This window comes from Paenibacillus taiwanensis DSM 18679 (assembly GCF_000425125.1).
Lineage (GTDB): Bacteria > Bacillota > Bacilli > Paenibacillales > Paenibacillaceae > Paenibacillus_B > Paenibacillus_B taiwanensis.
In genome coordinates, this window is sequence record NZ_KE384308.1 from 346,190 (window position 1) to 362,172 (window position 15,983).

4 protein-coding genes are annotated in these 15,983 nt (G+C 47.5%); all 4 read right to left on the reverse strand.

The features are described from left to right. Positions 1-38: 38 nt before the first annotated feature. The 4 genes from H509_RS26095 to H509_RS26100 all read right to left on the reverse strand — a co-directional run bounded on the left by H509_RS26095 (position 39) and on the right by H509_RS26100 (position 15,953). Positions 39-13,442: a non-ribosomal peptide synthetase gene (locus H509_RS26095; RefSeq protein WP_051287456.1), complete on the reverse strand. Its 13,404-nt coding sequence runs from the start codon at positions 13,440-13,442 to the stop codon at positions 39-41. Continuing rightward, positions 13,414-14,214: a CPBP family intramembrane glutamic endopeptidase gene (locus H509_RS0119990; protein ID WP_028546643.1), complete on the reverse strand. Its 801-nt coding sequence runs from the start codon at positions 14,212-14,214 to the stop codon at positions 13,414-13,416. Before H509_RS0119990 ends, H509_RS26095 begins: the two co-directional genes overlap by 29 nt. Beyond that, positions 14,211-15,035 (reverse strand): CPBP family intramembrane glutamic endopeptidase, encoded by an 825-nt coding sequence (locus tag H509_RS0119995; RefSeq protein ID WP_036698222.1) that lies wholly within the window; start codon positions 15,033-15,035, stop codon positions 14,211-14,213. The genes H509_RS0119990 and H509_RS0119995 overlap by 4 nt, the downstream gene beginning before the upstream one ends. Before the next feature lie 66 nt (positions 15,036-15,101). Further along, positions 15,102-15,953: a CPBP family intramembrane glutamic endopeptidase gene (locus tag H509_RS26100; RefSeq protein WP_051287458.1), complete on the reverse strand. Its 852-nt coding sequence runs from the start codon at positions 15,951-15,953 to the stop codon at positions 15,102-15,104. Between the last annotated feature and the right edge of the window lie 30 nt (positions 15,954-15,983).

A 15,983-nucleotide genomic window follows, 5' to 3' on the forward strand; every position in this document is an offset into this window, starting at 1 on the left:
TGTGAATTTGTTCAGTCATATTTAATCCCTGCCTATGTCTAATGTGAGATGACACCAACATCCGGTGTGACATGACGTAATTGATTCATAAGCTGCACGATCATTTGCAGCAGTTCGCGCATCTTTTCACCTTCCAGTAAACCGGCATCGAAGGTCAACGAAAGGGTAATCTCGGCTTCCTGTTTATCTACTACGAGCAGTACACCGTACTTGCGCAGCCAAGATCCGCTTCCTTCCCACCTTCTTGCTTCAGCTAGCAGCGGGTAAACTGCATTGCGGACCTGATGCGTTGAGTCCTTCATCAGATTACGCATCGCGTAAGAATCTGACTGCACCCGTGTGCGAACATTAGCGTACGTTTGTAACACATGCTCTACATACTCCGGTATATCAGACACAGCATTCATATTAATCGGAACAACTACCGCTCTACTTTCGGCACCACGAGCAGCCGTCACGTAATGAATAGGTACGTACTCACCTTCACTTGCTTCATACAGTGCATATGCATAAGCTGCCATTACCCCTTGGAACCAGCGTTCATTTTGATCAGCCGTCTCGTTATTTCGCGCAAACCACTCCGGCTGCACGTTACGGTTCACCTTAGCTTGTAATGTCGTTTCTTCATATGCACCTGCTCGTTCCAGCACCATCTTATTAAGCAGTATTACAGCATCTTCACCAATTGCAGAGCTATCAGCTTGCCGCAGTGTAATCTGTTCCGCAAGGTCCCTTATCGTTGGGTAAGCAAATAAGTCGGTTACTCGCAGCAATTCAGGATAAAGTCGGTTTAGTTTCTGATAAACCTGAATCAACAGCAAGGAGTTGCCCCCCGCTCTGAAAAAGTTATCACGCAGGCCAACCTGTCCTATTCCCAACACCTCGCGCCATATTCCTACCAGTGTCGCTTCAGCATCCGTTGTAGGGATGTAGGACCCTGTATCATCCTGATCGATGGTCAGCACAGGCTTTGGTAGTGCTTGCCGATCCACCTTGCCGCTTTGCGTAAGAGGCAAAGCAGGCAGTTCTATCAAATGGGCAGGTACCATGTAAACGGGAAGTGAAGCTGCTAAATACGAACGCAGTTCTTCTTCACGCAAGCTTGCACCATCTTCGTTCATGGCAGGGGCTTCAACAGCATGCTCGCTGCGAATGCTATAGTAGCAACAAAGCATTTGCCCTCCGCTATCAGAACGGTTCACGACTACCGCTTGATTGATAATAGGATAAGCTGTGACACAAGCTTCAATTTCACCTAGCTCAATTCGGTAACCGTTTATTTTCACTTGATGGTCTACACGACCCACATATTCCATCAATCCGTGCGAGTTTATTCGAGCCAAATCACCTGTGCGATACATCCGTTCATTCGATCGGAACGGGTTGAGAACAAACCGTTCTGACGTAAGCTTGTCACGCTGCCAATAACCTCGTGCTACTCCTGCCCCACCGATATAAATTTCACCGATGACTCCCGGAGGTACAAGTCGCCTGCTGGCATCGAGTACATAAATGGCAGTATTCACAATCGGTTTCCCAATGGGAACCCCAAACCCTGTGTCAGTCTGCTCATCAAACTGATGCAGCATACACCCTACAACCGTCTCCGTCGGACCGTATTCATTGTAAATGGCAAGAGGTATTGGCCAACTTTTTGAGATTCGAGCTGCGATTGAAGCTGATAATTCCTCCCCGCCAACGATGAAGGAGTGTACCGCACTAGTAGTTATATCCATATCGGGCAGCAATGTTAGATGAGCAGGAGTCAGCTTAACAATCGTAACTTGTCGTTCTGTCATGATTCGTCGTAATATAACGTCTATCGTGAGCTCATCGCCATATATAACTAGGCGATGCCCCCCTGTCAGCGGAACAAATAATGAAGTAATCGTTAAATCAAAGGCAATGGAGGAATAAAGTGCAAACGTCTCTTCTGCTTGTTTGACATATGCCCCACGTGCCCACGCGATATAGTGCGATAAGCCGCGCTGTTCCACCATTACTCCCTTAGGCTTTCCTGTTGAGCCGGATGTATATATGACATAAGCCAGACGAGATAATTCATCCGCGCACTCCACTGCATGCAACGATGACGAATCATATTCATCAGCATTTATGACCCTACATACATCGCCCCCACTGCTGTTGCTGCTACTGTCAGAAGATTCTACCGCTCCATATTTGTTCAGCTCCTGCAGCCACAACTCTACATCTAGCAGCAAGCCATTCCAACCACCTTCAGCACCACTCGCTTGTTGTTCGATTGTCAAATTTGGACCTGAGTGGATAGCTGATCGTTTATTTCCGAGCTGCTCCCCCCAGCCTCCGGTGATCTCGACCGTTGTGTGATCAGTCAGAACGAGCATGGTGCCACTGTCCAGCAGCATATACTGTATCCGCTCTTGCGGATAGGCAGGATCAATCGGCATATAGGCACCACCAGCTTTGTGAATAGCTAGAATCGCGGTTACCAAAGCCGGTGATCGTCCCATCAAAATACCTACGATTCGCTCAGGTCCCACACCAAGCTTGCGCAGCTTAACTGCAAGCTGTGTGGCTCTATCGTCTAGTTCACGATACGTTACCTCTGTTCCTTCATGGCAGATAGCCGTTCTGCTTGGCGTCAAGGCGGCTTGCTGCTCAAACAACCGATAGACTGGCTTCGCAGTTGACCTCAAGTCAGTTGAGGTAATTAGATCCCACTTGGCAAGCATAATTTGCTGCTGCTTATCGTCCAGAAGTCGAAGCGCATCCCAATCGTTGTCTGGATCGTTTGTCATTTGTTGAAGTATATATTTGTACTGCTCCGCCATACGTTCAATCGTATCTGGTTTAAACAGTGCTGTAGCGTATTCAAAGCGAATGCGTATATCTTGCGCTGCTTCTATCGCTTCAAATGTAAGGTCAAATTGGCTTGCATGCCTGTCAAACGGAAGTGGACGGAATGAAACTTGACTCGTACTCATTTGAGGGCCATCCATGTTTTGAAGTACAAATAACGTATCAAACAACGGATTGCGCCCCGGGTCGCGATTCCATGACAGCTTGTCCACTAAGTCTTCAAACGGATAAGCCTGATGTTCAAACGCCTGCATCAACTCGCCGTGCAAGCGATGAATGCGGTGTCTGATTCTCTCACTGCTATCTATTTTGCTGCGAATGAGAACGGTACTGACAAACATGCCGATAATATGCTCCAGTTCGCTTCTGTCACGACCTGCTACTGGGGTACCTACAATAATGTCGTCTTGACCAGTCAATCGATGGAGCAGTGTCGTGTACGCAGTGAGCATCACCGTATACAACGTTGTACCTTCAGCTCTCGCTAATTGCTTGACAGCAGAAGTAAGTTCAGCATCCAAATGGAAATAATGACATCTGCCCGCATTACTCTTTAAAGGTGGCCGCGGGAAGTCCGTCGGCAGCTCAAGCACAGGCAGTTCGCCATCCATCGTGCTTAGCCAATAATTTTCAGCCTGCTTGTATTTATCGCTCGCTCGTGTTTGCTGCTGTACACTTGCATAGTCTGTATACGATAACGCAAGTGGCACTAACTGATGCTGCCCATACAAGGCAGCGAGCTCACGGACCAGTATGATCAACGATGTGCCGTCAGAAATAATGTGATGCATATCAATCAGCAGCAAATGGCGCTTATTACTGCGTGCTTGTGCTTGATTATCCGAGCTGACGATGTGCGCTTCAGTCAAAGCTTTCTTTTGGAGCAGGGTAACGAGTCTTACACGCATAAGCGGTGCTTCTAGTAAGTCAAACGGGCGTATGAACGTATTCATCAGGTCATTTAATGCCACGTCATCCCAGCCCAACTCGTTATATAACGTCTCTTCCTCCACAACAGCCTCGTCAAGTTTAAACGAAACGAACGGCGCAACCCGCTGTACAGGTTCCCCATCCACCATGTCAAAAGTAGTACGCAAACTCGGCTGACGCTCGATCAAACTGTTAAGCGCCTGCTCCAGCCTTGAACTGTCCACCTCACCTTCAATGGCCACCACAATAGGTAGATGGTAAGCCGTCGTATCGCCGCCAAGATGCTGCAAAATAAATTGCCGCTTTTGCGCACTGGAAAGCGGGTGCGACTTAGTTGACTCCGCAAGTATAGTTGTTTGTTCCTGCACTTGGGTTGGCGCAGCTGAGTCACATGCAACGAAGCGCTGCTGTTCTGCCGCTAGGTTTGCCGTTACAGCTTCGTCTGCATGGGCTGCCGCGACTGATTGCATAGCAGATGCAGCGTTCATTTGCAAATGTGTACTGCCATCCTGCTTGACTGTCCCAGCAGACCACATCTGGCTTTCTTGAACAGGCATATAGTCGTGCGCGGCAATAGGCTGTATCGGCTCCAGTAAATCCGCAAATGGATTTTGCTGCTGTCCTTCCCAGAACGATTCTGGCTCTAGTGTATCGATTCTCGAAGCCATCTCAGATAATGTTGGGTACTGGAACACTTCGCTTAACTGTAAATTCACTCCAAACTGCTCCCGAACACGGTTCACCAACATAGCCGCCTTTAAAGAATGACCACCTTGATCAAAGAAATGATCGTCTGCACCTATACGATCGAGATTTAATACTTCTTGCCATATAAGGGCAAGCGACTTCTCCGTCTCGCTTGTTAGTTCTGCATAGATGCGCTCGCCAGCGATATCCGCCTGTCCTGGCTGCGGCAGCGCTTTACGATCGACCTTCCCCGTTGGTGTCAAAGGAATAGCATCCAGCTTGACATAGTAAGTAGGCACCATATATTCTGGCAGCTTGCGCTGTAAGCCTTGACGGAGTTGAGCAGTCGTTACCTCCTCCGAACAAACTAAGTAAGCACATAACTCACATTCATCCACGTCACCTGCATTTTGTTGTGCCGACCACACATGAATGACAGCGTCCTTCACATATTGCAGCGCCAGCAGTTGATGCTCAATCTCGCCTAATTCAATCCGATGGCCTCGAATCTTCACTTGATGATCACGTCGTCCAGCAAAAGCAAATTGTCCATTAGACAAGCGTCTGCCAATATCTCCGGTGCGATACAGCTTTTCGCCTTGGCGATAAGGATGTTCTACAAATGCTTGCATCGTCCAATCTTCATGAGCGATATATCCACGGCCAAGCCCATCCCCGCCAATGTGGATTTCGCCTAACACCCCTATCGGCTGCAATCGTCCGTCTGCATCTAGCACCAGCATCTCTGCGCCTGCAATTGGTGTACCGATCGTAATTTCTGTCGCAGGCTCATGGTGAGGCTGTATAGATTGCTTGTCTGTAAATTCGCCTACCTGCAATAGACGAGATTGGGCTTGCTCATCGTACCCTCGTCCTACGTTAGTCACGTCCTGTACGGCTGTCCATACCGTCGTTTCTGTAGGGCCGTACAAATTATAAATGCGAGCTTTCGTACTGGATTGCAGTTCAGACAGCAAATGTCGTGACAGCGGCTCAGCACCAATCATTAAAATTTGCAAGTCCTGCCAAGCACTCAAATCACCAGACTGAGCCACCCACCACTTCGTGCGTGACGGTGTGGTTTGCAGCACCTGAACGTGATGCTTGCGAATTAATTCGCTTAATCGAGCGGTGTCACTCTTCTCTTCATCGTTAGCAAAGACGATTTTCATACCTAACGTTAAGGGGAGCAATGTCTCGACGATAAAAATATCGAAGGAAACTGTAGCAAGTCCCAGTATCGCCTGTCCCGCTACCATCTCGAACCGCTGTGCAAAGCCGTCGATAAAGTGACTGAGTCCCTTATGCTCGATCATGACACCTTTAGGCCGTCCCGTTGAACCCGACGTATACAAAATGTAGGCCAGATCATGCTCATCATTCACCTGCTTCAGTTGCGCAGCGAGTATGTGATCCGCGTACATATTCGGATCGTCCAGAAGCCATTCCTCAGCAGCCTGCAGCGAGCCTGCATATGCTCGTTCCGTTAATACAAACTTTGTGCCACAATCCTCGAGCATCAGTTCAATGCGCTCCCTTGGGAATGAAGGATCGATGGCCACATATGCGCCTCCTGCCTTTAGGATCGCCAGCAATCCAATCAATAGCTTGGAAGATCTGCCTGCCAACAGCGCAACAATACTGCCTTGTCCTACCCCACGCTGCCGAAGCGTATAAGCAAGCTGAGTTGCCCGCTCATTTAATTCGTTATACGTTACAGATTCGCCCTCACATATGATGGCTGTTGCTTGCGGAGTTTTGGCTGCTTGCTCCTCAATTAACTGGTAGACACGTTTCATCCGATTGTCAGATGAAGACGTTCCATTCGTGATTCGTTCTGTTACTGGCAGTGCTCCATCGTTCGCTTTATGGTTGCTTGCGAGCAGCATATCCAACTCATCAGCAGCGAGCAGATCCAGCTCCTTTAATTGGCGATGCGGGTCTGCCGCCATTTCAGCTAATAGCTTCACATAATGACGGGCCATACGAGCGGCTGTAGCCGGTTCAAAAAGTCGAGTTGCATACTCCAGATGGAATCGAAGGATATGATTGTCCTCCGCTGCTTCCAACGTCAGATCAAATTTGCTCATCTGCTGCTCTAATCGAATCGGTTTGAAATGAACGCCGGCTGCCTTCAGCTCCGCCTTATCCATATTTTGCATAATAAACATCGTATCAAATAAAGGATTTCGACTTGTATCTCTTGCCGTAAAAAGCTTGTCTACCAAACGTTCAAATGGGTAGTGCTGACGCTCCATCGCTTCAATGACACGACGCTGCAACCGTGACACATATTCTTTAATGGTGAGCTCTGGATTCGCCTCACTTCGAATAGCCACGGTGTTAACCATCATGCCTACAATTTGTTCCATTTGAATTTGTGTGCGGCCGGCTACTGGTGTGCCTACTACAATGTCCTCTTGACCGCTGTAGCGGCTGAGAAGCGCAAAGTAGCCTGCTAGCAAGTATGTGTACAACGTCACACCACATGTCTTTGCACTTTTGCGAATGCGTGCACTTAACTCACGATCCACTTCAAACAACAATTGACTTCCTTCGTAGCTTTGCAACTCAGGCCGTTTATAATCAACAGGCAGCTTCAATACAGGAAGCTCGCCCTGAAATACATCAAGCCAATATCGTTCCTGCTCCTGCATTACTGGCCCTTGGAGCTGACGCTCTTGCCACACTGCAACATCCTTCATCTGTATGGACAGCGGAGCTAGTGATAAGCCTGCGTATAACGCCGTCAAATCCTTCATCAGCACAGCCATAGAAAAGCCATCAGATATAATGTGATGCATATCAAACAACAGCATATTTTTCGTCTGTTGCTGGTCAGAACCGGCTTCCTGTTTCACCAATGTAACCAGTTCCACTCGGATCAGCGGATACGTGGCTAGGTCAAAAGGTCGGACAAACTCGTCCATAATCTTCATTTCTTCCCCAAACGCTGCTTGCCGCTCCGTCAGTACAATGCTGGCTTGTTCGTGCACAACTTGTACCGATTTATCTTGATCTGCCGCAAAAGAAGTACGTAAAGATTCATGTCGATCAACGAGGCCTTGCAGTGCCGCTGCAAGCGCTTTGTAATCCAAATTTCCAACTACTTCAACCGCAGCTGGCATATTGTAAGCAACACTATCGTTATGAAGCTGGTCCAACAAATAAAGCCGATGTTGGGCTGCTGTAGTCGGATAACGATTGGCACGTACCGTTGACATCTTGACTTCACTTGCTAATTCTGCCTGCTCCGCCCTTACACGTGTGGGATCAAGATCTGTGTTTTCACGACGCTCTAGCTGTCTATCTTCCAAATATTGTGCCAATTCCGCCACTGTAGGCCGTTCAAATACGACAGACACCGGAATTTCCTCTTCAAACAGCTCGCTTAATCGAGATACCAGCATCGTCGCCTTAAGTGAGTGTCCACCTAATTCAAAGAAATGTTCGTGAATACCCGCGTCTGGAATTCCGAGAATGTCACGGAACAATTGTGCAACCATCATTTCTTTTTCCGTACGTGGTTTCACTCTAGTTTCGCTTAATGCAGCAAGCTTGTCCGGCTCAGGCAGCGCACGACGATCAACTTTGCCATTGGCCGTAAGCGGTATAGCTGGAAGCGATACAAAGTAAGAAGGAATCATGTACTCCGGTAATCGAGCAGCTAAATATTTTCTAAGGGTAAGTCCACTAATATCCGGGTCCCCGACAATATAGGCACATATATATTTCAGCCCTTGCTCTTCTTCACGTGTAACCGCAAGTACTTGCCGTATACCTTCGTATTCGCTCAGATGTACCTCGATCTCACCCAGTTCAATGCGGTAGCCTCGTATTTTTACCTGATGATCGATTCGTCCAATAAACACAGCATTGCCGTCGGGCAGCCATTTGGCCAAATCACCTGTTCGGTACAGCGTCTTGCCTTGGAACGACGGATGATATACAAATCGTTCCGCTGTCAATTCCGGCTTGTTCCAATATCCACGGGCAAGACCCGCTCCGGCTATACACAATTCACCAGTAATACCTGCCGGTACAATCTTGTTTCCATATCCGAGTAAATACACTTCGACGTTGTGCATTGGCTTGCCAATTGGCACATTACGACCTTCCACTTTGTGATCCTGGAAAACGTACATATTGGAGCAAACGGTAGATTCGGTTGGTCCATATCCGTTAATAATGCGCATGTCCGGATTTAACTGCTTAAATTTGGCTAATGTGCTGTCTTTAATTGGTTCTACCCCAACAAGCAGCTTGTTTAATTGTAATGATTCTGACTGTTTCTCTAGCAAAACAGCCAGTTCATCGAGCAATGTCGGCGGCAAATAGGCAAAAGTTATGGCTGATCCGCCAATGCAGCGTGCAATGGATCTTACATCCAGCACACCACTATCCGGATAAAACACAAGTGTTGCTCCGAACATAAGCGGTGTAAACATTTCGCATACACTGACGTCAAAAGATAGATTCGTCAAGCTCAAAAATCGGTCTTTAGACGTGATCGTATTTTCATAGAGCAAATTCATAGAATGAGCAAAGTTAAAAAAGTTATGATGAGTGATCATTACCCCTTTAGGACGACCTGTTGATCCGGAGGTATAGATGACATACATCAACTCATCCGCTTCTATCGCCAAATCTAAATTACTTCCATCCCCTTCAAGCCACTGCTCACTATTTAAATCGATACTTATTCCTGCAAATGGGAGTGTCTGATTGTCCCCGTCAATTAAGAGAACAGATGCTCCGCTATCTTGCAGCATATATAATTTTCGATCCGCAGGATTAGAAGGATCGATCGGCATATATGCCCCTCCAGCTTTCAGTACAGCAAGCAAACCGACCATTAATTTAACGGAACGTTCTGCCATTACGGCAACGATCGTCCCCGAACTGACCCCATTCGTCCTCAGCACGCGAGCGAGACGATTAGCCTGCTCATTCACTTCCTTATAAGAGAGCTGATCTGCTCCGCATTCGACTGCTATATGGTCTGGATAAAACTGTGTCATTCGTTCCATACGCCGATGAATCGCCTCTATCTCGCCAAACGAAGGGGCTGTGTTGGAACAGACCGAAGTTCTTAATTTAAGTTCTTCCTCAGCCGTTAGCATACGATAGCTGCCTAATGTTAAGTGCGGCTCCTCTACCATCTGCTCAAGCAAATACACATAACGGCTCATCATAGTCTGTATTGTCTCTTGTCGGAACAAAGCCGCGCTGTATTCCACCACAAACCTAAGCTGCTCACTTCGTTCAACCGCCTGAATCATCAAGTCGTATTTAGCAGTCCGATGATCATATCGCTGATGAATACAACGTACCTCTCCAAGCTTTAACTCCGGTATATCTAAATTTTGCATAACAAACATCGTATCAAACAACGGGCTGCGGCTCGGATCAAAGCGCTCATGACCTAGCACCAGTTCCTCAAATGGATAGTCTTGGTGGTGCATACATGCCAAAATCGTATTCTGAACTTCTTTGACATAATCAAGGTACGTTTTGTCCGCTTGTGGATAGCTGCGAATGACGACCGTGTTAACAAACATCCCGACAACCGATTCCAATTCGGTGCGCGATCGACCTGCAATCGGCGTTCCTACCGCAATGTCCGTTTGACCAGAGTAATTGGCAAGCAACGTATAGTACGCTGATAAAAGGATAGGAAACAAAGTGCAGTGCTGCGCCTGAGCCAGTTGGTGCAGCTTAGCCGTTAATTCAGTCGACACGTACACATCAAACGTCTCACCTGCATTACTTTTGACAGGCGGTCGCGCAAAATCTGTCGGAAGTTCCAACACTGGCATATCCATCAAACCTTCACGGAGCCAAAATTGGCGATGTTCTTCCATATCTTCCGTACGACACCGCTCCAATTGCCATGCGGCATAATCGCGGTAAGAGACGCTTGGCTCTACCAGCTCACCGTCTGTGTACAACGTCATCATTTCTTTAATGAGCAAGCCTGTTGAAGTTCCATCTGACACAATGTGATGCATATCCAGAAACAGGACGTACTCTAATTCAGCAATTTGGAACAGCGCCGCACGCAACAGCGGAGCATGCTCCAACTGAAAAGGAGTATGGTGTAATTTGAGCAGTGCAGGCAATTCCAACTCACTCGCCTCGATCAGAGGGAGATGAAAAGGAACGTGGTCTGAAATCCGTTGACGAATCTCACCGTTTTCGATTAAAAACGAAGCTCGCAGCATCTCGTGTCTGGCAATGAGCGTCTGTAGCGCCTGCTCCAGCTTGATAACGTCGAGTGCTCCTTCCAACCGCAGCGTCTCTGGCAAATTGTAACTCTTGTCCGCAGGAACTGCTTGCTGCTGTAAATATAAACGGCGTTGCGCTGGCGATACAACGTAAGTCTCCTGCTTAGGCAGCCGAGGAATTGGCTCATCTTGATACGACTCCGCATGGATTCGTTCCGCAACGAGGCTAGCCAGTTCCTTAATCGTCGGTGATGCAAATAATTGAGCGGCTTCCAGTTTGATTTGCCATTTGCCATAAATGAGATTCATCACTTTAAGTGCCATAATGGAATCTCCACCAAGCTCAAAGAAGGACCGGTTCAGTTCCAACTCCTCATAACCGAGTGTATCCCCCCACCAATCGGCAATCTGCTGCTCCAAAGAGCTGTAGTCTTCGCCCATTGTAAGCACCTGCACGGAGTCATCCTTACTATCTGTCAAGCTCCGTGAAGCAATTAACCGAACATGCGGCACTTCGTGCTGTCGAGTGCTAAGCCATGTCTCATACCTGCGCCGCCAATCCGCGAGGATCGTCTTCATCTCGACTGCCAACTCTGGCGGCAGCTCTGTCTCTTGACCGGGATCGCCTGTCAAGAAAAGGGAGTCCCAAGAAGACACAGCAGCAGGCTCCACCCAGCATCGCGTCGGTTCAAACGAATACCCTGGCAAAGGCAGCTTGCGATGCACTTCGTTGCTGTATAAACGGTCCCAAGATATGTATGCGCCTTGTATGTAGGATTGGGCTAACTTTTGTACTAGCTGGTTATCATTTAGCCAGTCCGGATTAACATCGATTAACGTGTCAACGGTCAGCCGTTGACACGATGATGCGGAATTGTGTTCCATAGCCTCAGCAAATGGAAATTCGGACACACGCCCGCCATAAATTCCATCTGTGATGGCTTCATCATAGGTTGAATGCATCTGCCCTAACATGGGGCTTGTTTCCATTCCCGTCGTACGAGCAGCAGACGAGAGGCTTGACGGATATATTTGCTCACCGAGCATCATTTTATCGATAAAATCCGACTCTTCACTTGCAAATCGCAGCTTATCCACAAGCTCGTTCAAATTGCGGGCTAAAATGGCAAGTCGACATGCATAATGACCACGCCCTGTGTGAGCTGTATAACAAACGTCGGCCAGACTCCAGTTAGCTGGCGCTGCTGCTATGCGCTGCACATATTCTACTGCCATCCTTTTTAATGCCGCTTTTGTTTGAGCCGAAAGCGTAAACAACTGCAAACGTCCGTCATTGAGTGCACCTGCTAATTGTGTGGCAGACCGATCTGCATTGGCCTGATATGCGAGTTGGTTTTCGAATACATCTAACCTTGCTGCTTCTTCTAACACAACGTGGCAGTTTGTACCGCTCATACCAAAAGCGCTTACTCCACAGCGTAAAGGTGTGTCCGCATATTCCTCATGCGGCTTCCACGCCGAAAGTCGGTCATTGACATACAAGGGCGATTCCGTCAACGACAGGCTACGATTCGGCTGTTGAAAATGCAGGGTGGCCGGTAACTGTCTGGCTCGCAGTGCTAATACCGCCTTTAGCATACCAACCATGCCTGCTGCATGATCCAAATGGCCCACATTACTTTTTACGGAGCCAATAGCGCACAACTGCCGCTTCTCTGTGTAGCGGCGGAATGCACGCGTCATGCCTTCAATTTCGATCGGGTCCCCGAGTGCTGTCCCCGTGCCGTGGGCCTCCATATAACTGACCGTCTCAGGATTAATACCAGCATCCTGCCAAGCCCGAATAATAACGTCCTCTTGCGCAACCGCATTTGGCGCTGTAATTCCAACAGACGCACCGTCCTGATTCATAGCACTACCTTTAATAACAGCGTAAATATTGTCGTTGTCCTGCTCGGCCTTGTGAAGTGGCTTGAGAATAAAAGCAACAACACCTTCACCAATGCCCGTTCCGTCAGCAGACTCGTCAAACGGCTTTGCCCGATAATCACTCGCTTCAATACCGAGCCGGATGCCCGTATCCATCGGCAGCAAGTTTAATTTGACACTTCCTGCAATTGCTGTGTCACATTCTCCGCTTCTTAGCGATTGACAAGCAAGATGAATCGCAACTAAAGAGGAAGAACATGCCGTATCTATGCTAAGACTCGGTCCTCTAAAATTGAGCAAGTAAGAAATGCGGCTTGCGATCATCGGACTCAAATTGCCTGCCGCCGCCAAAGAGAGCGATTGTGGGCTCAACGTTTCCAGCACACGTTTATAATCATGAAGTGTATCTGCATTATGGCCTACAAATACACCTGTTCTCGTATCTCGCAGTCCATCGCCACCATAACCGGCATCTTCAATCGCCCGCCATGCTGTCTGTAGAAACATACGCTGGTTAGGGCTCATCAGAGCTGCTTCGTGGGGTGATAAACGGAAAAAGGCATAGTCAAACTCGGACACGTCATCCAGATAAGCACCCTCAAAAAATACGACTTGGTCCTCATTCACACGCAGTTTGTTGAGGTAGGCTTTCATTTGGAGTCGACGACTGTCAGGAAATGGACCTACAGCATCCACCCCTTGTTGCAGACGCTCCCAGAACTGGTCATACGTTGCGGAAAGAGGGAGCTTCGCCGAGATGCCAATGATGGCAATATCGTGTAAAGAAGCTTCCGCTATATAGGTGTCTAATTGATCGTTTTCTATCGTATCTAATGTCTCATTTTCCAACAGCTGCAATTGAAACATCTACGCTCCTCCTTCCATTACGCCAAATTGCGGCTATACAGCCGAGTAAGATCAGCACGCTTACGATCAACATTTTCATCGCCACGCCCGAGTCTTTTCCATCAATCAGCAGTGATAGCAAAATAATCGTAGTTGTACTGGTTGCATGTGTAATCAAAACAGGCCACAGCGATCCGGTAAAATGCCGCACTAGAGCATACAATATAGCACCGAGCGCAGCAAAGCTTCCTACGACAATATCCATAAATACGACACCAAACAATAAAGCCTGACCCACAACAGCAACTACGCTGTTAAATTTTTCTAGCAAACTGTTATAAATGATGCCTCGAAATAACCATTCTTCAAATAACGTACCGATAATAGCACTGTTAAGCAGCACGAGCCATAAAACCTCACCTTGAGCTATAAATGTAACCAGATTGGCAATCGACGGCGCAATCTCCGCAATAAGCGGTATCCTCGTAAACGATAGAATAAATATGCCAAGACTTAATCCAAGTCCAATTACCGGAAAAGTTTGGGATTTGTTCCAGCGATGAAAGGAGCCGATTCGGATCAGTGTCGTACCAAATAAGGGCAGCAAGGCCGCAAATATTAGCAAGGCGACTAAATCTGCGGCCGCCATCACAATCGTGGCGTTCCGTTGTACAAAAGCATGTAATGGCGCATAAATGGAACCTTGATAAAGTACTGCATTAACAGCAAACATGACAGCAACGTACAGGACAACAAACAGGAGCACTCTTGCCACTGTTGCTACACTCCTCATGGTGCTTGCACTCCTTTTGGTTGCGTATAACTTATAATCGAAGGACTCGCCTTACGATGGCGCCGTGCGTAACGCATACATACACCAATAATGAGAATGGATACAGCCATGACAGTGATTTGTAAAGTTAAACCTGGTAGCTTTAAATTTGAGTTCCACATAACATACTGCACGCCCTGACAAGCGATTTGCGCAATAACGGGTGCCCAGATGGAATCAAACCATACGTACAACAAGGCAAAAATTACTGCACCGAGAAAACCGTATAAGGATAACACCGGATCTCCCTGGAAAAATAAAATACCGTACATGATCCCTTGCAGGACGATTGCAAGCCATACCGGAAACACCGTGCGAAATTCGTTAAGCAGCAGTCCTCTGAACAACGTCTCTTTATAAATATTTCCTAATAATAAAAAGGCAAGGAAGACATACCATTCTGCACGATTAATGTAATCCAGAAGTACGATAAATGTACTGCCTTCCGGTCCCCGGAAAGTAGGCAGCATGGAGAAGGCGATCGTAAATATTCCGGCTGCGGCTCCAATGACACACGCGTAAGCAGCAGGAATAGCCCCTAGACGTTGATAACGAGCAACTTTGAATATAGGCTTGCGCAGCAAAAACCATAAGGCCAAAGCCATTAATGGAAAACCAACGATGTCGTTTAAAATAATAATAAACAGCGTGTTACGTTCAAACCACGGTGACAGCGGGTATAAATACGTGAAAAACAGATGATTAATGGTGTAAAACCAAGCAAAGTAAATTCCAACGATCAACAGTACGGAGACTAACATAAGCCCCACTCTTTTAAGCATAGATGTTGCTCCTTTCGACTTATAAATGGGGTAACTGGCTCCCGTGAACGGGAGCCTCCAATATGATTAAGCGCCGGTTGGAGCAGAAGGACGCTTAGTTGCCCCTGTTTCCGAGCTTCTAGCACCACGCGTCCATACTCGCCATGAAGCTCCAAACAAGAAGAGCAAACTAATTAACGTAATGACGATAAGCGCTGTTTGACCTAAACGGTCTGCCCACTCGAACAATCCTGCATATTTAGCCAGAAAAATGGAGCTCATCGCAACTACTTGCACCGTTATCGGGGCCCAGATCGATTGCATGCGTACATATAACATGCCGTAAATGAGACCTGAGCCAAAACCGATCAGGGCCACTTCGAGTCCAGGCTGCACCGCGGCGTACAGCAGGGCCTGAATGAGCAGAGCCAGACTCGTATTCATGATCGTACGCAGTTGGTTAAATACGATGCCACGAAACAAAATTTCTTCAAATGCAGGGGCGATCACACCCGCCCCTATAATGACATAAACAATCGAATCCGCATGCATCAAGTTGCCAACCAGCGCAGGGATCGCAGCCATATGTGCTTCAATCCAATCGATTAGCACTAGCCCGATGCTAAACGTGCACCCGGCGATTCCCATCGCGAGCAACAGCAGAAATTGTTTACTGCTGAGCCGATCCATTCGGAAGGAACGAAACAGTACAATTTGCGGATCACGGCGCAGCCTTGACTGAATTTGAAAATAAACTACGTACAGAAGCAAGGTAAGTAAAAAAGTAACGGCCATAAATACCGTTTGATTACGCATCATAAACTCAGTGTACGATTGTAGTGCAGGGACTTTATAAGCGGAGCCGTGAACATTCAGGACAAGGAAAAATAGTCCTATGCAAACGACAACGTTTACGATCATCCAACTTGCTTTTTTCATCAGCAATTCTTCCTTTCTTAACTTGTCTGT

What these genes read in the sequence shown, in the direction of transcription:
- H509_RS26095 (WP_051287456.1), bottom strand. Translation starts at nt 13,442, where the DNA reads ATGTTTCAATTGCAGCTGTTGGAAAATGAGACATTAGATACGATAGAA.
- H509_RS0119990 (WP_028546643.1), bottom strand. Translation starts at nt 14,214, where the DNA reads ATGAGGAGTGTAGCAACAGTGGCAAGAGTGCTCCTGTTTGTTGTCCTG.
- H509_RS0119995 (WP_036698222.1), bottom strand. Translation starts at nt 15,035, where the DNA reads ATGCTTAAAAGAGTGGGGCTTATGTTAGTCTCCGTACTGTTGATCGTT.
- H509_RS26100 (WP_051287458.1), bottom strand. Translation starts at nt 15,953, where the DNA reads ATGAAAAAAGCAAGTTGGATGATCGTAAACGTTGTCGTTTGCATAGGA.